Annotated in this window: 18 protein-coding genes and 1 riboswitch; of the genes, 10 read left to right on the top strand and 8 right to left on the bottom strand. The window is 72.5% G+C overall.

Features of this window, described 5'->3' with window-relative positions; genetic code table 11:
• Window positions 1-104: 104 nt before the first annotated feature.
• A complete protein-coding gene (locus tag ACIPSJ_RS43590; protein ID WP_401354507.1) occupies window positions 105-2,276 on the top strand; it encodes a LuxR C-terminal-related transcriptional regulator in 2,172 nt (723 codons plus the stop codon).
• Window positions 2,277-2,420: 144 nt separating this feature from the next.
• On the opposite strand, the gene bioD is transcribed toward ACIPSJ_RS43590, so the two are convergent.
• Genes bioD through bioB form a run of 3 tightly spaced genes read right to left on the bottom strand, consistent with a single transcriptional unit; the run spans window position 2,421 to window position 5,594 of the window.
• Window positions 2,421-3,137, bottom strand: a complete 717-nt coding sequence (bioD, locus tag ACIPSJ_RS43585; RefSeq protein WP_401354859.1) for a dethiobiotin synthase — start codon at window positions 3,135-3,137, stop codon at window positions 2,421-2,423.
• 2 nt (window positions 3,138-3,139) lie between these two features.
• Entirely contained in the window at window positions 3,140-4,420 is a 1,281-nt protein-coding gene (locus ACIPSJ_RS43580; protein WP_401354505.1) for an adenosylmethionine--8-amino-7-oxononanoate transaminase, read from the bottom strand.
• Window positions 4,413-5,594 carry a biotin synthase BioB gene (bioB, locus tag ACIPSJ_RS43575; RefSeq protein WP_401354502.1) on the bottom strand — a complete coding sequence of 394 codons (1,182 nt, stop codon included), beginning with the start codon at window positions 5,592-5,594 and terminating at the stop codon, window positions 4,413-4,415. The genes ACIPSJ_RS43580 and bioB overlap by 8 nt, the downstream gene beginning before the upstream one ends.
• 147 nt (window positions 5,595-5,741) lie before the next feature.
• Between bioB and ACIPSJ_RS43570 the strand changes: the two genes are divergently transcribed.
• Entirely contained in the window at window positions 5,742-6,869 is a 1,128-nt protein-coding gene (locus ACIPSJ_RS43570; RefSeq protein WP_355720401.1) for an 8-amino-7-oxononanoate synthase, read from the top strand.
• A 109-nt stretch (window positions 6,870-6,978) separates the two neighbouring features.
• On the opposite strand, the gene ACIPSJ_RS43565 is transcribed toward ACIPSJ_RS43570, so the two are convergent.
• Both ACIPSJ_RS43565 and ACIPSJ_RS43560 read right to left on the bottom strand, forming a co-directional pair.
• A complete protein-coding gene (locus ACIPSJ_RS43565) occupies window positions 6,979-7,206 on the bottom strand; it encodes a DUF397 domain-containing protein (RefSeq protein ID WP_401354499.1) in 228 nt (75 codons plus the stop codon).
• Window positions 7,207-7,215: 9 nt separating this feature from the next.
• Window positions 7,216-8,076, bottom strand: a complete 861-nt coding sequence (locus ACIPSJ_RS43560; RefSeq protein WP_359219524.1) for a helix-turn-helix transcriptional regulator — start codon at window positions 8,074-8,076, stop codon at window positions 7,216-7,218.
• Window positions 8,077-8,288: 212 nt separating this feature from the next.
• Between ACIPSJ_RS43560 and ACIPSJ_RS43555 the strand changes: the two genes are divergently transcribed.
• On the top strand, window positions 8,289-8,747 hold the full coding sequence (locus ACIPSJ_RS43555) for an ATP-binding protein (protein WP_359219522.1): 459 nt from the start codon (window positions 8,289-8,291) through the stop codon (window positions 8,745-8,747).
• A 33-nt stretch (window positions 8,748-8,780) separates the two neighbouring features.
• Here ACIPSJ_RS43555 and ACIPSJ_RS43550 read toward each other — a convergent pair whose 3' ends face one another.
• From ACIPSJ_RS43550 to ACIPSJ_RS43540, 3 genes are all read right to left on the bottom strand, one after another.
• Window positions 8,781-9,254: a C40 family peptidase gene (locus tag ACIPSJ_RS43550; protein WP_355720389.1), complete on the bottom strand. Its 474-nt coding sequence runs from the start codon at window positions 9,252-9,254 to the stop codon at window positions 8,781-8,783.
• Between the two features lie 3 nt (window positions 9,255-9,257).
• A riboswitch (cyclic di-AMP (ydaO/yuaA leader) is annotated at window positions 9,258-9,442 on the bottom strand.
• A 361-nt stretch (window positions 9,443-9,803) separates the two neighbouring features.
• Complete coding sequence (locus tag ACIPSJ_RS43545; protein WP_355720386.1) at window positions 9,804-10,112, bottom strand: hypothetical protein; 309 nt, start codon at window positions 10,110-10,112, stop codon at window positions 9,804-9,806.
• 7 nt (window positions 10,113-10,119) lie between these two features.
• A complete protein-coding gene (locus ACIPSJ_RS43540; protein WP_401354496.1) occupies window positions 10,120-10,755 on the bottom strand; it encodes an ATP-dependent Clp protease proteolytic subunit in 636 nt (211 codons plus the stop codon).
• A 143-nt stretch (window positions 10,756-10,898) separates the two neighbouring features.
• Between ACIPSJ_RS43540 and ACIPSJ_RS43535 the strand changes: the two genes are divergently transcribed.
• From ACIPSJ_RS43535 to ACIPSJ_RS43505, 7 genes are all read left to right on the top strand, one after another.
• Window positions 10,899-11,177 (top strand): type II toxin-antitoxin system Phd/YefM family antitoxin, encoded by a 279-nt coding sequence (locus tag ACIPSJ_RS43535; protein WP_359219518.1) that lies wholly within the window; start codon window positions 10,899-10,901, stop codon window positions 11,175-11,177.
• Between the two features lie 406 nt (window positions 11,178-11,583).
• On the top strand, window positions 11,584-11,886 hold the full coding sequence (locus tag ACIPSJ_RS43530) for an urease subunit gamma (RefSeq protein ID WP_037782101.1): 303 nt from the start codon (window positions 11,584-11,586) through the stop codon (window positions 11,884-11,886).
• Between the two features lie 11 nt (window positions 11,887-11,897).
• Window positions 11,898-12,209, top strand: coding sequence for an urease subunit beta (locus tag ACIPSJ_RS43525; protein WP_355720377.1), 312 nt, complete (start codon window positions 11,898-11,900; stop codon window positions 12,207-12,209).
• The gene (locus ACIPSJ_RS43520) at window positions 12,202-13,923 is read left to right on the top strand and encodes an urease subunit alpha (protein WP_401354492.1); all 1,722 of its coding nucleotides are present in this window, start codon (window positions 12,202-12,204) and stop codon (window positions 13,921-13,923) included. The genes ACIPSJ_RS43525 and ACIPSJ_RS43520 overlap by 8 nt, the downstream gene beginning before the upstream one ends.
• Before the next feature lie 16 nt (window positions 13,924-13,939).
• Window positions 13,940-14,614: an urease accessory protein UreF gene (locus ACIPSJ_RS43515; protein ID WP_401354490.1), complete on the top strand. Its 675-nt coding sequence runs from the start codon at window positions 13,940-13,942 to the stop codon at window positions 14,612-14,614.
• Between the two features lie 66 nt (window positions 14,615-14,680).
• Window positions 14,681-15,361, top strand: a complete 681-nt coding sequence (gene ureG, locus ACIPSJ_RS43510; protein WP_401354488.1) for an urease accessory protein UreG — start codon at window positions 14,681-14,683, stop codon at window positions 15,359-15,361.
• Window positions 15,358-16,119 carry an urease accessory protein UreD gene (locus ACIPSJ_RS43505; RefSeq protein WP_401354857.1) on the top strand — a complete coding sequence of 254 codons (762 nt, stop codon included), beginning with the start codon at window positions 15,358-15,360 and terminating at the stop codon, window positions 16,117-16,119. The genes ureG and ACIPSJ_RS43505 overlap by 4 nt, the downstream gene beginning before the upstream one ends.
• Window positions 16,120-16,240: the final 121 nt, after the last annotated feature.

Below are 16,240 nucleotides of genomic sequence, written 5' to 3'. Positions count from 1 at the left end.
AACGGGTGGGGTTGTTCAGGAGTGTCGGGACAGGTCTACGCGCGCCGCATCGGCGAAGTCGCCAGTCTTTACGAGTCAACTAACTCGCCAGTAACGTCTTTGGTGTGGTGATACCGGTGAATCCCCCACCTCTTGACCGCACTTCGCCACCGCAGACCACCGACGCGGGGCCGTGCCCGGCTTCGGCGCTCCCCGAGGGCGTCCGCGCCCGGGTGCTCCGTGTCGTATACGAGGACCAGCGCGCCGCGGCCGAACTCGTGCCGCGCCTCACCGCACGGCAGGCCTCGGGCGTCGACCCGCTGCCCGTCGAACCGGCCGAACTCGCACCGCGGTTGCTGCACGCCCTGCGCCGGGAGAACCGCGCCCTGCCCGACGACACCCGGCTGCTGCTGCTCCTGGCCGCCGCCGACCAGTACCCGGTCGCCACCCACGCCTTCCTGCGCGCGGTCACGGCCGCCCGGATCGACACCCGCGCGCTGGACGCCGCCGAGACCGCCGGGGTGGCCCACGCCAGCGCCGGCGGGGTGTTCTTCCGCGACGCCTGGACCCGGATCGCCGCCTACGAGACCGCCTCCCCGGCCGACCGGCGCGCGGCCCACCAGCTGCTCGCCCGGGTGCTCGGCGGCAAGGGCGAGACCGCCCGCCGCTCCTGGCACCGGGGCGCCGCCGCGCTCGGCCCCAGTGCCCGGCTCGCCGCCGAACTCCGGGTGGCCGCCGACCGGGCCCGCGCCGAGGGCCGGCCCGCACTGGCCCGCGCGCTCGCCGAACGTTCCGCCCAGCTCTGCCCGGACCCGGTCGCCCAGGCCCGGCTGCTGGCCCGGGCCGCCGCCGACGCCTGGCGCTCCGGGGAGCCCGACCGGGCCAGACACCTCGCCGCCCGCACCGACAACGCCGCCCTCAACGGCGTCCTCGCCCTCCGGGCCGGCAACGCCTCCGAGGCCTTCGACGCCCTGCTCACCGCCGCCGTCCGGCAGGAACGTTCCGCCGACGCGGCCGAACTGCTCGCCCTCGCCACCGAGGCCGCCGTCTACACCGGCGACCTGAGACGCTGCCGGGAGGCCCATGTCCTCGCCCGGTGGCTGGACCTCCCCGCCTCCGGCGTCCTCGCCGGACTCGCCGCCGCCGTCGAAGGCCGCTACGAGGACGCCCGGGTCCTCCTCAGGGGCGCCGCGGGCCGCTCCGGACCCGGCGGCGACCCCGTGCTGCTGATCCACTCCGGCATGGCCGCCCTGATGCTCGGCGACCACACCCGCGCCGCGACCGCCACCCTCCGCGCCGCCGCCTCGGCCCGCGCCCGGGGCCTGCCGGCGACGGCGGCCCAGGCCATGGAGTTCCGCGCCTACGCCGACTTCTGGACCGGCCGCACCCGGGCCGCCGAGGCCGCCGTCCACGAGGCCCTGAGCCAGGCCCACGCCACCGGGCAGGACAACGGGGCCTGCCACCTCCAGGCCGCGCTCGCCATGTTCGCCGCCGTCACCGGCGACGAGGGGGCCTGCCGGGAGCGCGCGGCGGCCGTCCGCTCCTACGCCCTCGCGCACGGGCTCGGCCTGCCCGCCGCCCTCGCCCAGTGGGCGCTCGCCTTCCTCGACCTGACCAACGGCCGCTTCCCGGCCGCCGCCGCCCGGCTGCGCGCCCTCGCCGGGTTCGGACCCGGACACGGCCACCGGGCCATCCGGCACCTGGCCACCCCGCACTACGTGGAGGCCGCCGTCCGCACCGGCGACACCCGGGTGGCCCGCGCCGCCCACGCCGACTACCACCGCTGGGCCACCGCCGTCCGCAGCACCGACGACCTCGCCCTCAGCGCCCGCTGCCGGGCCCTGCTCGCCCCCGGTGCCGAGGCGGTCCCGCACTACCGCGCCGCGCTCGACCTGCACGCCCGGGGCACCCGCGACTTCGAACGCGCCCGCACCGAGCTGCTGTTCGCCGGCGCCCTGCGCCGGCTCCGGCACCGCACCGAGGCCCGCGACCGGCTGCACAGTGCCCTGGAGGCCTTCGAGTCCTTCGGCGCCCCGCACTGCGCCGCCCAGGCCCGCGCCGAACTCCGCGCGCTCGGCACGCCGTCCACCCCGCACTCCGGCGCCGACCCGGCGGCCGTCCTCACCGCCCAGCAGCACATGGTCGCCCGGATGGCCGCCGACGGCGCCACCAACCGCGAGATCGCCGACCGGCTGAACCTCAGCCCGCGCACTATCGACCACCATCTGCGGGGTGTCTTCAGCCGGTTGGGGATCCGGTCGCGGATCGAACTGGTACGGCTGCTCGGTGAGTCGTGATGCGGGCCGGTCGCCGGTCGGGTGCGGCTGTGTGGGGGTTGACCGCGCAGTTCCCCGCGCCCCTTCGGGGGCGCCAGCTGAGCGCCCCTTCAGGGGCGCGGGGAACTGCGCGACCAGCCACGACGGTGCCGCACCTGACGACGGCTAGGCCGCCACTCGCATCCGGAACGCCTCCGCGTCCCAGGTGCCGTCCAGCCGTGCCGACAGCCAACTCGGCGCCACCGCACGGAAGTCGGCGGGAGCCGACGCCCCGGCCCCGGCGGGCAGGGCGCCGAGCAGCGGCGCCCCCGCCACCTCCGGGAGGTCGGCCACATTGCAACGCGACGCCAGGTCCGGGGAGTCCGGCCAGCTGCCGATCACCACACCCAGCAACTCCAGCTCCCGGAACCGCAGCTCACGGGCCGTCAGCTCGGTCGTGTTGAGCGTGCCGAGCCCGGCCGACGCCACCAGCAGCACCGGAGCGTTCAGCAGCCGCGCCACGTCCGCCAGGGTGCCGCCCGTCGCGTCGAAGCGGACGAGCAGCCCGCCGGCGCCCTCCACCAGCACCAGATCGTGGTCTGTGGCCAGTTTGGCGGCCGCCTCCGCCACGTCCTGCGGACGCACGGGGGACATGCCCGCCCGACGGGCCGCCGTGCCCGGCGCCAACGGCTCGGGGAAACGGGCGACTTCGGCCGCCGTCACGGCACCCGCGAGCCGCGCGACCTCGTCGGCGTCCCCGCGCTCGTCCGGTCGTACACCGGTCTGCGCGGCCTTGAGGACCGCGACCGAGCGGCCCGCCGCGACCGCCGCGGCGGCGACCGCGGCCGTGGTGACCGTCTTGCCGACCTCCGTGCCCGTCCCCGTGATCACCAGGATCGGCATGCTCATCCCTCCCGCGCGGCGGCGCACACCGCGCGCGCGATCCGTGCCACGTCCGCGTCACCCGTGACGTACGGCGGCATCGTGTAGACCAGGTCGCGGAAGGGCCGCAGCCACACGCCCTCGCGCACCGCCGCGTCCGTCGCGGCCGACATGTCGACCTCGTGGTCGAGCTGGACGACCCCGATGGCGCCGAGGACCCGGACGTCCCGGACGCCGGGCAGGTCCCGCGCGGGCGCGAGTCCGTCGCGCAGGCCGGACTCGATCCGCTTGACCTCGCCGAGCCAGTCCTGGCCGAGCAGCAGCCCGAGCGAGGCGCAGGCCACGGAGGCGGCGAGGGGGTTGCCCATGAACGTCGGTCCGTGGGCCAGCACCGGCACCTCGCCCCGCGAGATGCCCGCGGCCACCCGGGACGTGCACAGCGTCGCCGCCATCGTCAGATAACCGCCGGTCAGCGCCTTGCCCACGCACATCACATCCGGGGTGACGGCCGCGTGGTCCGCCGCGAACAGCGCACCCGTGCGCCCGAAGCCGGTCGCGATCTCGTCGAACACCAGCAGCACGTCGTGCGCGTCGCAGGCCTCGCGCAGCACCCGCAGATAGGCGGGGGAGTGGAACCGCATCCCGCCCGCGCCCTGCACCACCGGCTCCACGATCACCGCGGCCAGTTCGTGCGCGTGCCGCTCGATCGCGGAGCGCAGGTGGTCCGCGTACGACTCCTCGTACTCCGCCGGCGGCGCGTCCGCGAAGACCTGGCGCGGCAGTACCCCGGACCACAGGTCGTGCATCCCGCCCTCGGGGTCGCACACCGACATCGGCTGCCAGGTGTCGCCGTGGTAGCCGCCGCGCCAGGTCAGCAGGCGCTGCTTCGCGGGCCGGCCGAGGGAGCGCCAGTACTGCAGGCACATCTTCACCGCGACCTCGACCGACACCGAACCGGAGTCGGCGAGGAAGACATGCTCCAGACCGTCCGGAGACATGTCGACAAGGAGCTTCGCGAGCCGGACGGCGGGCTCGTGGGTGAGCCCGCCGAACATCACATGACTCATCCGGCCGAGCTGCTCGCGCGCGGCCTCGTTGAGCACCGGGTGGTTGTAGCCGTGGATCGCCGACCACCAGGACGACATGCCGTCGACCAGGTCGCCCGAGCCGTCCGCCAACCTCAACCGGACCCCGCTCGCCGACTCCACGACGAGCGGTTCGGCCCGGCCGGGCATCGGACCGTACGGGTGCCAGACGTGCCGGCGGTCCAGGTCCAGCAGCTCGGGGACGCTCAGGTCAGGCATTGGGCGCGAGATCCGTTCCGGCACCCCGGCGGCGGACGGCGACCAGGTCGGTGCGCGGCTCGTTGACCGCAGCCGTACCGCAGACGTCCTCGTGGGAGCCGCAGCCCCCCGATCCGCATCCGGCGTCGGCCTGCCCGGCGTGCGATCCGCAGCCGGCGCCCTGGACCTCGGCCCGGTGCTGCGGCAGCGTCACCTCGTCCGCGCCCTCCACCACGAAACCGGCGTCCGCGATCATCTCCAGGTCGGCCTGCCCGGCCTGGCCCTCGGTGGTCAGGTAGTCGCCGAGGAAGATCGAGTTGGCCAGGTGCAGCGCGAGCGGCTGCATGGTGCGCAGATGGACCTCGCGGCCGCCCGCGATGCGGACCTCCACGTCGGGGCAGACGAACCGCACCATCGCGAGGATCCGCAGACAGCGCTGCGGGGTGAGGTTCCACTCCTTGGCCAGCGGGGTGCCCTCGACCGGGATCAGGAAGTTGACCGGCACCGAGTCCGGGTCCAGCTCGCGCAGCGAGAAGACCACGTCGACCAGGTCCTCGTCGCTCTCGCCCATACCGGCGATCAGACCGGAACAGGCGGACAGACCGGCCGCGTGCGCCTTGTTGACCGTGTCCACCCGATCGGCGTACGTGTGGGTGGTCGTGATGTCCCCGTACGTCCCCTCGGACGTGTTGAGGTTGTGGTTGTAGGCGTCGGCGCCCGCCTCGCGCAGCCGCTCCGCCTGGCCGTCGGAGAGCAGGCCGAGACAGGCACAGACCTCGACGCCCTCGTTCTGCTCCTTGATGGCCTTGATGGTGCCGGCGACCCGGTCCACGTCCCGGTCGGTCGGACCGCGCCCGGACGCCACCAGGCAGACCCGCTTGGCGCCCCCGGCGAGGCCCGCGGCGGCCGCCTTGGAGGCCTCGTCGGGTTTCAGCCAGGAGTACTTCAGGATCCCGGTCGTGGAGCCGAGGCGCTGCGAGCAGTAGGAGCAGTCCTCCGGGCACAGACCGGACTTGAGGTTGACCAGGTAGTTGAGTTTCACGCGCCGGCCGAACCACTGCCGGCGCACCTTGCCGGCCGCGGCCACCACATCGAGCACGTCGTCGTCGGAGGTCGCCAGAACGGCGAGCGCTTCCTCGCGGGTCGGCAGCTCGCGCCGAAGCCCCTTGTCCACCAGCGTGTTCAGCAGGTCCATGAGAGCCGATCCTGTACTACGAGGCTGCTCCGGGCCAAGGAGAGTTTGCACAACCCTGTCAGTTCGACGTGTGGGTATTGCCACACAGTGCGTGACCGGTCGTCCCGCTAGGGTCTGTCCACTGCCTACAAAATCACCGGAGGGGTCATGGCGTTCGGCTGGATCGACGGACAGGCGGAACAGCGCCGCCGCGCCGGACTCGTACGGACCCTGCGCCCCCGCCCCGCCGACTCGCCGCTGCTGGACCTGGCGAGCAACGACTACCTGGGCCTCGCCCACCACCCGGAGATCGCCGCGGGCGCCGCCGAGGCGGCCCGGACCTGGGGCGGCGGCTCCACCGGCTCCCGGCTGGTGACCGGCACCACCGAGCTCCACACCGAGCTGGAGCGCGAGCTGGCCGAATTCAGCGGGTTCGAGGCGGCCCTGGTCTTCTCCTCCGGCTACGCCGCCAACCTGGCTGCCGTCACCACGCTCGGCCCGCACGGCTCCCTGATCGTCTCCGACGCGCTCAACCACGCCTCCCTGATCGACGGCTGCCGGCTGGCCCGGGGCACCACCCAGGTCGTCGGACACGCCGACCCGGACGCCGTGCGCAAGGCGCTCGGCACCCACGAGGGACCCGCGGTGGTCGTCTCCGACACGGTGTTCTCGGTGGACGGCGACGCGGCGCCGCTGGCCGGGCTGGCCGCGGCGTGCCGGGAGCGCGGCGCCGGGCTGCTCGTCGACGACGCGCACGGGCTCGGGGTCCTCGGGGACGGCGGGCGGGGAGCCGCGTACGCGGCCGGGCTCTCCGGCGCCGACGACGTGGTCGTCACGGCGACCCTCTCCAAGTCGCTGGGCAGCCAGGGCGGGGTCGTGTTCGGACCGGCCCGGGTGATCGACCACCTGGTCAACGCGGCCCGCACCTTCATCTTCGACACCGGCCTGGCCCCCGCCGCGGCGGGGGCGGCCCTCGCGGCCCTGCGGCTGCTGCGACGCGAGCCCGGGCGGGCGGCCCGGGCCCGCGAGGTGGCCGCCGACCTGCACGCACGGCTGACCGCCGCGGGCCTGGAAGCGGTACGGCCGGACGCCGCGGTGGTCTCCGTGCGGGCACCGTCCCCGGAGGGGGCCGTGCGTTGGGCGGCCGACTGCCGTACGGCAGGCCTGGCCGTGGGCTGCTTCCGTCCGCCTTCCGTGCCGGACGGCATCTCACGGCTGCGGCTGACCGCCCGCGCGGACCTCTCCGGGGCCGAGATCGAACGCGCTGTACGTGTGATCGGCGAAACACGACCATGAGTCGGCGTGACACGGCCGGGCTGCGCTCGGATGCGGATACGGAGTCGATTACGGATTCGGTTGCATACTGATCAGTTTTGTTCGCAACCTGATCAGCGGGGAGCGCTGATCAGTCGCTGACCGCGGCCACGAAACTCGCCCAGCTCTCGGGGGAGAAGAGCAGCGCGGGTCCGGCCGGGTTCTTGGAGTCGCGTACGGCGAGCAGTCCGGCCGGTGGGCCGGAGTGCGGCCGTGCCGTCTCCACGCAGTTGTTCGCACCGGTGCTGTAGCTGCTGCGCAGCCACCGCAATCCGTGCAGATCAGCACTTGAAGGTACGTTCCGAGGCAGTGCAGTCATGGTGCCTCCTTACGCGCCGTCCTGTATCCCGGCGATGTAATCCAACGAGTCCTCGGGCGAAAGGGCGTGGATCTGAAGGGTGTTGAAGGCCTCCGCGTAGGCCTGGAGGTCTTCTTTCCGCTCCAGGTAGAGGCTACTCGTCAACTGGTCGAGAACAACCACATCCAGATCAGAAGTGCTCGGAAATGAGAAGATTACGAAAGGCCCGGTGATGCCGATATGCGCCCCCGCCGCGAACGGCAGTACCTGGAGCCGTACCTGGGGCAGCCGGGCCGCCTCCATCAGCCGCGCCAGCTGCCGTGTCATCACCCCCGGACCGCCGACCTCCCGGCGCAGCACCGCCTCGTCGAGTACCGCGCTGAGCTCCAGCGGCGGGTCGTTGCGCAGCACGTCCTGCCTGGCCAGACGTACCTCCACCAGGGCGTCCAGGGCCTCGTCGTCGAGCCCGTCGGCGGCCACCCGGGTCACGGCACGCGCGTACTCGGGGGTCTGCAGCAGCCCCGGGACGACCAGGGTCTCCAGCGTGCGCATCGCCCCGGCCTGCGATTCCAGGCTGATGAAATCCCGGTAGGCGGGCGGCAGCACCCCCCGATAGGCGTGCCACCAGTGGTGCCGCCCGGCCGTGTCCTCGGACCCCGCCAACACCAGCAGCAACTCCCGCAGTTGCCCTTCGACCACTCCGTAGGCGTCGAGGAGTAACCGCACATCGGCCGGTTTCACACCGCTGGCGCCGGTCTCGATCCGGCTCACCTTCGACTGATGCCAGCCCACCAGACGGGCGGCCTCACCGCTCGTGAGACCCGCACCGGTGCGCAGCATGCGCAGTTCGGCGCCCAGTTTCCGGCGGCGTACCGCGGGACCGTTCTGCATGGGCTACTCCTTACTCCTTCCGAGCCGCCCAAATACGGTCTGAGGTCGCAGAGTTCACCGCTTCGAGCGACAGATATATGCATATCTTGGTGGATCGCTCCCCGTGACCGGCCCGGTAATGGCAGTCTGACGAAGAAGCACCAGTCCGGGACCGTACTCGAACCTTCCGCACCGTGTCGGACTCCGGTCCCGAGGAAAGGGACGACCTCGCCATGGCAGACCATCTGGAAGCATCCGTCACTCTGCCGAGCGATCCCGCCTCGGTCTCCACGGCCCGCTCCTACGTGCTGGACGTCCTCGCGGAGTGGGGACTGCCACCGGAGACGGAGACCGCGGACACCATCCGCCTCATCGTCTCCGAACTCGCCACCAACGCCGTACAGCACACCTTCGGACAGTCACCCACCTTCACGGTGGACATGATCCTCGACCGTGACGAACACCTGCGCATCGGCGTCACGGACAGTCATCCGCGATTCCCCAAGAGACTTCCCGCCGCGGTCCAGCAGGACAACGGCCGCGGCATGGTCATCATCCGCTGGCTGACCGCCGAATGCGGCGGCAAACTCCGCGTACGCCCCACCCGCGAAGGCGGCAAGACCGTCTCCATCGAACTCCCCTGGACCGTCCCGGCCGGCACCGTCACCGCCGCCGGCCAGCAGGAACCGTAGCCCCGGGTTCCCGCCGGCCGACCGGTGGGCGCGTCAGCTGACGCGGCCGTACCAGACGCTCTTCGTCCAGATCTTCTGGAGCTTGACCACGTCCCCGGTCTTCGGGGCGTGCCAGATCTTTCCCTTCCCGGCGTAGATGCCGACGTGGTAGACGCTGGAACCCGAGTGGAAGAAGACCAGGTCCCCGGCCTTGCGGTTGCCGGCCGAGATGTGACGGGTCTTGTTGTACTGCTGGGCCGCCGTACGGGGCAGCTTCTTGCCCGCCTTCTTGAACGAGTACAGCGTCAGCCCGGAGCAGTCGAACCGGTTCGGACCGGTGGCGCCCCACCTGTAGGGCTTGCCCTTCTTGGACGCGGCGACCTGAAGCGCCTTGGTCCCCATCGTGGCGGCCGAGGCGTCGGAGGCGACCCCCGGGATCACGATCGAGCCGCCGACGGCGGCGATCGTCAGCGCCGAGGCCGTACCGGCCCGGACCATGAGCGACGGAACGCGATTGAGCGCGGTCATGCGCAACCCTTCGTCAGCCGCCTGTGAAGGATGACCTGTCGGATTCGGGCTGGCGAAGTTGCCCGGCCGTGTCGCCACGGCTTCACCCCAAGGGCTGCTCGGCCCGGTCATGGTGTGACCGTCCCGGCGACCCGTCGTGCTTGGGTCCTCCACTCCTGCCGATGCACTTCTGTCGACGGGTCAATCCGGGCGGCGGCAGGACTCGGCGTCCGCCCGGACCGCCCCGCCGCTGTGGCGGGGGCTTGTCGTCAGACAGGGATCTTCACTCACACGTGTCCGAAAATCCCAATGGAATCGGGGATTTGTGGGGTTACTCACCACCCACCCGTTCGGGTGGACAGTACTGTGTTCGATTCATCGTCAACTGCCCTGCGTAGCCCCGGACCTGCGGAGAAGCGCTCGGCGGGCATCCTCGAACGGGCGTACCGAGCGGGCCTGTCGGTCAGGTAAAACCACGCCATGCTCCGCCGAACGGGGGTAACCCCGTTGGGCCGTTTCAACTCCGGCGCGGACAGGGCGTCGACGCGCCCCGCCCGGCCTCTGCGGCGGTCACCGTACGCAGTCCGGCGGGAGTACGACGCGAGCGGTCCGGCGCTCGCCGTCGAGCACCCGCAACGCGCGTGCCAGCGTGTCCCCGTGCAGCTCCGTCTCGCCCCGCCCGTGCATCAGGGCCAGCGCGTCACGCAGCTCGGACGCGGCGCGCACCAGCGCCTGCGCGGCGCGCAGCCCGCGGTACGTGTCCTCGTTCTGCGCCGGGTTGATCCGGCCCAGCAGGTCGACCACGTCCAGGTAACGGTCGATCAACTCGCCCTCGGCGCGGGTCAGCGCGGGCAGCGGCGGCAGTTCCGGTGGCAGCATCGCCGGATCACCCCGCGTCCGGCAGGCCGGGCGAGGTCCGGTGGGTGGGTACGACCCGGTCCACCAGCCCGTACGCCAGCGCCTCCCGCGCGTCCAGCACCAGGTCCCGCTCCAGGTCCTGGTGGATCTGCTCGGGGGTGCGCCCGGTGTGCCGGACCAGCATCGTTTCGAGCATCGCGCGGACCCGCTCCAACTCCGCCGCCCGGATGACCAGATCACTCGGCTGGCCCCGTACCGGTTCGGGCAGCGAGGGCTGCTGGAGCACGACACGGGCGCCCGGCAGCGCGGACCGCTTGCCCGGCGTGCCGGCCGCGAGCAGCACGGCGGCGGACGCCCCGGCCTGCCCCAGGCAGATCGTCTCCACGTCACAGGTGACGTACTGGACCGTGTCGTAGATCGCGGCCATCGCGCTGAACGACCCGCCCGGAGAGTTGATGTACAGCGAGATGTCCCGCTCCGGAGCCGCGTGTTCCAGATACATCAGCTGCGCCATCACGTCGTTGGCGGAGGTCTCGTCCACCGGCGTGCCCAGGAAGACGATCCGCTCCTCCAGCAGCTTCGAGTACGGATCCAGGGTGCGCTGCCCGGAGCTGGTGCGTTCGGTGAACTCGGGCAGGACATAGCGGGCGGACGGTCGGGTCATGGCATACCCCTCCTCGCGGCCGAGGTGTGGTCTCGGCGGCCGGACTCTCTGTAAAAAATGTACAGGACGTACGTAGTGCTGGAGAGGGATTCCGCTGTCGCCGAACAAGAGGTGTTGTCCGAGGTGCCCCGTAAGCTGGGTTCATGGCCTACGAGATTCCGGTGACGCAAGCCAGGGCTGAGCTCGCCGAACTGATCAACCGGGTGGTGTACGGCGGCGAGCGCGTCGTCGTGACCCGTCACGGCAAGCCGCTGGTCGCCCTGGTCTCCGCCGCCGACCTCGAGCGCCTCGAGGAACTCCCCGAATCCCCCGAGGAGCACGTGGTCAGCTCGGTCTCCACGGTCCGCGAGACCGCCTCCGTCCGTCCCGAACGCGGCCGCTTCGGCATCGCGGCCGAACACCGGGGAGCCGCGGGCTCCTGACCGCCGGTATGGCATCGGCCCCCTCCGGAGGGGGCCCGGCGTCCCCACCTTCACCCGGACGGGCGCGAGCGCGGCCTCCGGCGGTGAGACCGTCCGCTCTGTCGCGCCGGTCACCTGCGCGCGCCGGACGGTGAGCGGACAGAGGGAAGGGCTTCCTGCCGAACGCGGCTCCGGCATCCGTGGGCCCGATGTCCGTCGGCGGGCGGCCGCAGGGCGCAACGGGTGGTCCGCGCGGTGCGCTGAGCACCGTCCCGACGGCCGCTGCTCGCGACCGTGGCCCGGTTAACGTCGTTGAAACTCCGGCGAACTAGCCTGCTCATCCACGCCACCAGCGGTTTTGTGTCCGGACGGGTGGCTGCGGCAACCGGGCCCCGCACGGTCCGGAGCGAGGACTGTGAGGTGGGACGTGCAACTGACCCCGCACGAGCAAGAGAGGCTGCTGATCCATGTGGCGGCCGATGTGGCCGAGAAGCGCCGGGCTCGTGGGCTCCGGCTGAACCACCCCGAGGCGGTCGCCCTCATCACGTCGCACATCCTCGAAGGCGCGCGGGACGGCCGTACCGTCGCCGAGCTGATGGCCTCCGGCCGCAAGCTGCTCACCAGGGACGACGTGATGGAGGGCATCCCCGAGATGATCCACGACGTCCAGGTCGAGGCGACCTTCCCGGACGGCACCAAGCTCGTCACCGTCCACGACCCGATCGTCTGAGGAGGCCGCCGATGATCCCCGGAGAGTTCCTCTTCGCCGACGGGCCCATCGTGTACAACGAGGGCCGCGAGGTCACCCGGACGACCGTCCTCAACGCGGCCGACCGGCCCGTCCAGGTCGGCTCCCACTACCACTTCGCCGAGGCCAACCCCGGCCTCGAGTTCGACCGGGACGCGGCGCGCGGCAAGCGGCTGAACATCGCCGCCGGCACCGCCGTCCGCTTCGAGCCCGGCATCCCCGTCGACGTCGAACTCGTCCCGCTCACCGGCGCCCGTGTGGTGCCCGGACTGCGCGGGGAGACCGGAGGGGCCCTCGATGCCTGAGATCTCCCGCGCCGCGTACGCGGACCTGTTCGGACCGACCACCGGTGACCGGATCCGGCTCGCCGACACCGACCTGATCGTCGAGATCGAGGAGGACCGCTCCGGCGGACCCGGGCTCGCCGGGGACGAGGCCGTCTTCGGCGGTGGCAAGGTCATCCGAGAATCCATGGGCCAGTCGCGTGCTACGCGCGCAGACGGCACCCCCGACACGATCGTCACCGGTGCGGTGATCATCGACCACTGGGGCATCGTCAAGGCCGACGTCGGCATCCGCGACGGCCGGATCACCGGCATCGGCAAGGCCGGCAACCCCGACACCATGGACGGGGTCCACCCGGACCTGGTGATCGGCCCCGAGACCGAGGTCATCGCCGGCAACGGCCGGATCCTCACCGCCGGCGGCGTCGACGCGCACGTCCACTTCATCTGCCCGCAGATCGCCGACGAGGCGCTGTCGGCCGGGGTCACCACCCTGGTGGGCGGCGGCACGGGCCCGGCCGAGGGGTCCAAGGCGACCACCGTCACCCCGGGCCCCTGGCACCTCGCCCGGATGCTGGAGGCGATGGAGCAGTACCCCCTCAACATCGGCTTCCTCGGCAAGGGCAACACCGTCTCGCACGAGGCGATGTTCTCCCAGATCCGGGGCGGGGCACTCGGGCTGAAACTGCACGAGGACTGGGGCTCGACGCCCGCGGTCATCGACGCCGCCCTGACCGTCGCCGACCGCACGGGCGTGCAGGTCGCGATCCACACGGACACGCTGAACGAGGCGGGTTTCGTGGGGGACACCCTGGCCGCCATCGGGGGGCGCGGGATCCACGCGTACCACACCGAGGGCGCGGGCGGCGGCCACGCGCCCGACATCATGACCGTCGTCTCCGAGCCGCACGTCCTGCCCAGCTCCACGAACCCGACCCGGCCGTACACGGTGAACACCGCCGAGGAACACCTCGACATGCTGATGGTGTGTCACCACCTCAACGCGGCGGTGCCGGAGGACCTGGCCTTCGCCGAGTCCCGGATCCGGCCGTCGACCATCGGGGCCGAGGACATACTGCACGACCTGGGCGCGATCTCGATCATCTCCTCCGACGCCCAGGCCATGGGACGCGTCGGCGAGGTCATCCTGCGGACCTGGCAGACCGCGCATGTGATGAAGCGGCGGCGGGGAGCGCTGCCGGGGGACGGGCGCGCCGACAACCACCGGGTACGGCGGTATGTCGCCAAGTACACGATCAACCCGGCCCTCGCGCAGGGGCTGGCCCGGGAGATCGGCTCGGTGGAGACCGGGAAACTCGCCGACCTGGTGCTCTGGGAGCCCGCGTTCTTCGGGGTCAAGCCGCACCTCGTCCTCAAGGGCGGGCAGATCGCCTACGCGCAGATGGGCGACGCCAACGCCTCGATCCCGACGCCCCAGCCGATCCTGCCGCGTCCCATGTACGGGGCGATCGGGCGCGCACCGGCCGCCAACTCCTTCAACTTCGTCGCCCCGCTGGCGATCGAGGACGGGCTGCCGGAGCGACTGCAGCTCGGCAAGCGGTTCGTCGCCATCGAGTCGACGCGTGCGGTGACCAAGGCGGACATGCGGGAGAACGACGCGCGTCCGACGGTGCGGGTCGACCCCGACAGCTTCGCCGTGCACATCGACGGGGAGCTGGTCGAGGCGACCCCGGCCGCCGAACTGCCCATGGCCCAGCGCTACTTCCTGTTCTGAGGGCTGGGGGTACGTGATGTCCAGGGCAGCGTTGCTGGTCCTCGCCGACGGCCGCTTTCCCGCCGGAGGGCATGCGCACTCCGGCGGCGCGGAGGCCGCCGTCAAGGCCGGACGGATCACCGGGGCGGCGAGTCTGGAGGAGTTCTGCCGAGGGCGGTTGCACACGGCGGGACTGGTGGCGGGCGCGCTCGCCGCGGCCGCCGTACTCGGAGCGGACGTACGGGAGTTGGACGCGGCGGCTGACGCGCGGACGCCGTCCCCGGCGCTCCGGGGCGCCGCCCGCCGGCTCGGGCGGCAGCTGCTGCGGGCCGCGCGGGCGACCTGGCCCTCGCCCGAACTCGAAGCCGTGGCACGGGAGTTCCCCAAGGGCGCGCATCAGCCGGTGGTCCTCGGCGTGGTCGCCCGGGCGGCGGGGCTCTCGGCCGAGGACGCGGCCTACTGCGCGGCGTACGAGAACGTGAGCGGGCCGGCCACGGCGGTGGTGCGGCTGCTGAGCCTGGACCCGTTCGAGGCGACCGGGGCACTGGCCCGGCTGGCGCCGGAGGTGGACCGGGTGGTCGACCGGGCCGTGGAGGCGGCGCGGGGGGTGGCCGGGGGCGGGGTCGACGCGCTGCCGGCGGCTTCGGCGCCGCTGCTGGAGATCGGGGCGGAGTGGCACGCGGGGTGGGCGGTGCGGTTGTTCGCGTCGTAGTTCTCCCCGCACCCGGGGGCTGCCGCCCCGGACCAGAAGCAAGGCCAGTAGAACAAGGAGCCGCACATGCATCTCGACCACGCACACCAGCACGGCCCCGTCGCCGTGAGTGCCGACGCCCATCGGCCCGACGGGTCCCGGCGGGCCCTCCGGATCGGGCTCGGCGGGCCCGTCGGGTCCGGGAAGACGGCCACCGTCGCCGCGCTCTGCCGAGCACTGCGGGAGCAGCTGTCGCTCGCGGTCGTCACCAACGACATCTACACGCGCGAGGACGCCGAGTTCCTGCTCCGGGAGGCCGTACTGCCCCCCGAGCGGATCACCGCGGTCGAGACGGGGGCCTGCCCGCACACCGCGATCCGGGACGACATCTCGGCCAACCTCGAAGCCGTGGAGGACCTGGAGGACGAGGTCGGGCCGCTGGATCTGATCCTCGTCGAGTCGGGCGGGGACAATCTCACCGCCACCTTCTCCAAGGGGCTCGTGGACGCGCAGATCTTCGTGATCGACGTGGCGGGCGGGGACGACATTCCGCGCAAGGGCGGGCCGGGGGTCACCACCGCCGATCTGCTCGTCGTCAACAAGACGGACCTCGCTCCCCATGTGGGCTCGGATCTGGCGCGGATGGCCGCCGACGCCAAGGCACAGCGGGCCGAACTGCCCGTCGTGTTCCAGTCGTTGCGCAGTGAGTCCGGGGTCGGGGACGTGGCCCGCTGGGTGCGTGAGCGGCTCGCCGCGTGGACGGCGTGACCGCCACCGGGGTGCGGGCGACCGCGCGGATCGTCGCCCGGGCGGACGGGCGGGGCGGCACCTCGCTCCCGGTGCTGCAGGGCGAGGGGCCGCTCGCCCTGCGGCGCACGCGCGGCAGCGGGTCCGAGGCCCGGGTGATGGTCGTCGGCGCGATGAGCGGTCCGCTCGGCGGGGACCGGTTCGCGGTCGAGGCGACGGTGGAGCGCGGGGCGCGGCTGAGCGTCGGGTCCGCCGCGGCCACCATCTCGCTGCCGGGGCAGGCGAAGGGCGAGGCGCGCTACGACGTCCGGCTCGACGTCGCCGACGGCGCTGAACTGCGCTGGCTGCCCGAGCAGTTGATCGCGGCCAAGGGCAGCGATCTGCATGTCACGACCCGTGTCGACGTCGGTGCCGGCGGGCGGCTCGTGCTGCGTGAGGAACAGGTGCTCGGGCGGGTGGGGGAGGAGCCGGGGCGGCTCACCAGCCGGATCACCGTGCGCGTCGCCGGACGGGCCGTGCTGGACCAGGAGCTGGCCTGCGGTCCCGGTGCGCCCGGCGGCTGGGACGGGCCCGCCGTGCTGGCGGGACATCGCGCGGTGGGGCAACTCGTCGTCGTACGACCCGAGTTCGACGCCGAGCCGGAGGCGGCGCGGATGCTGGGGGAGTGTGCCGCGCTCACTCCGCTCGCCGGACCCGCCGTCCTGGTGAGTGCGGTGGCCGGTGATGCGCTGCGGCTGCGGCGGGTGCTGGACGAGGCGTTGGACCGGCTCGGCGGCTGATCCGCTCAGCGGGACGCGATCATCCGGTTATCGGATTGGTAAAGACGGCGGTCACACCCTGTCCTCAGGAGGTTCACAGCCGGAAGGATCCCCCCTGACCATTCGTCACCATGTACGGGGA

The sequence above is a fragment of the Streptomyces sp. NPDC090088 genome, assembly GCF_044747345.1.
In the GTDB taxonomy this organism is placed as follows: Bacteria; Actinomycetota; Actinomycetes; order Streptomycetales; family Streptomycetaceae; genus Streptomyces.
This window is presented reverse-complemented; position numbering and strand designations above follow the sequence as displayed.

Bases quoted from the DNA above. Each gene is read 5' to 3' on its own strand.
- ACIPSJ_RS43550 (WP_355720389.1), bottom strand. From the start codon at position 9,254: ATGACCGCGCTCAATCGCGTTCCGTCGCTCATGGTCCGGGCCGGTACG.
- ACIPSJ_RS43570 (WP_355720401.1), top strand. From the start codon at position 5,742: ATGGCGTTCGGCTGGATCGACGGACAGGCGGAACAGCGCCGCCGCGCC.
- bioB (WP_401354502.1), bottom strand. From the start codon at position 5,594: ATGGACCTGCTGAACACGCTGGTGGACAAGGGGCTTCGGCGCGAGCTG.
- ACIPSJ_RS43580 (WP_401354505.1), bottom strand. From the start codon at position 4,420: ATGCCTGACCTGAGCGTCCCCGAGCTGCTGGACCTGGACCGCCGGCAC.
- ACIPSJ_RS43555 (WP_359219522.1), top strand. From the start codon at position 8,289: ATGGCAGACCATCTGGAAGCATCCGTCACTCTGCCGAGCGATCCCGCC.
- ACIPSJ_RS43545 (WP_355720386.1), bottom strand. From the start codon at position 10,112: ATGCTGCCACCGGAACTGCCGCCGCTGCCCGCGCTGACCCGCGCCGAG.
- ACIPSJ_RS43535 (WP_359219518.1), top strand. From the start codon at position 10,899: ATGGCCTACGAGATTCCGGTGACGCAAGCCAGGGCTGAGCTCGCCGAA.
- ACIPSJ_RS43520 (WP_401354492.1), top strand. From the start codon at position 12,202: ATGCCTGAGATCTCCCGCGCCGCGTACGCGGACCTGTTCGGACCGACC.
- ACIPSJ_RS43565 (WP_401354499.1), bottom strand. From the start codon at position 7,206: ATGACTGCACTGCCTCGGAACGTACCTTCAAGTGCTGATCTGCACGGA.
- bioD (WP_401354859.1), bottom strand. From the start codon at position 3,137: ATGCCGATCCTGGTGATCACGGGGACGGGCACGGAGGTCGGCAAGACG.
- ureG (WP_401354488.1), top strand. From the start codon at position 14,681: ATGCATCTCGACCACGCACACCAGCACGGCCCCGTCGCCGTGAGTGCC.
- ACIPSJ_RS43560 (WP_359219524.1), bottom strand. From the start codon at position 8,076: ATGCAGAACGGTCCCGCGGTACGCCGCCGGAAACTGGGCGCCGAACTG.
- ACIPSJ_RS43515 (WP_401354490.1), top strand. From the start codon at position 13,940: ATGTCCAGGGCAGCGTTGCTGGTCCTCGCCGACGGCCGCTTTCCCGCC.
- ACIPSJ_RS43540 (WP_401354496.1), bottom strand. From the start codon at position 10,755: ATGACCCGACCGTCCGCCCGCTATGTCCTGCCCGAGTTCACCGAACGC.
- ACIPSJ_RS43525 (WP_355720377.1), top strand. From the start codon at position 11,898: ATGATCCCCGGAGAGTTCCTCTTCGCCGACGGGCCCATCGTGTACAAC.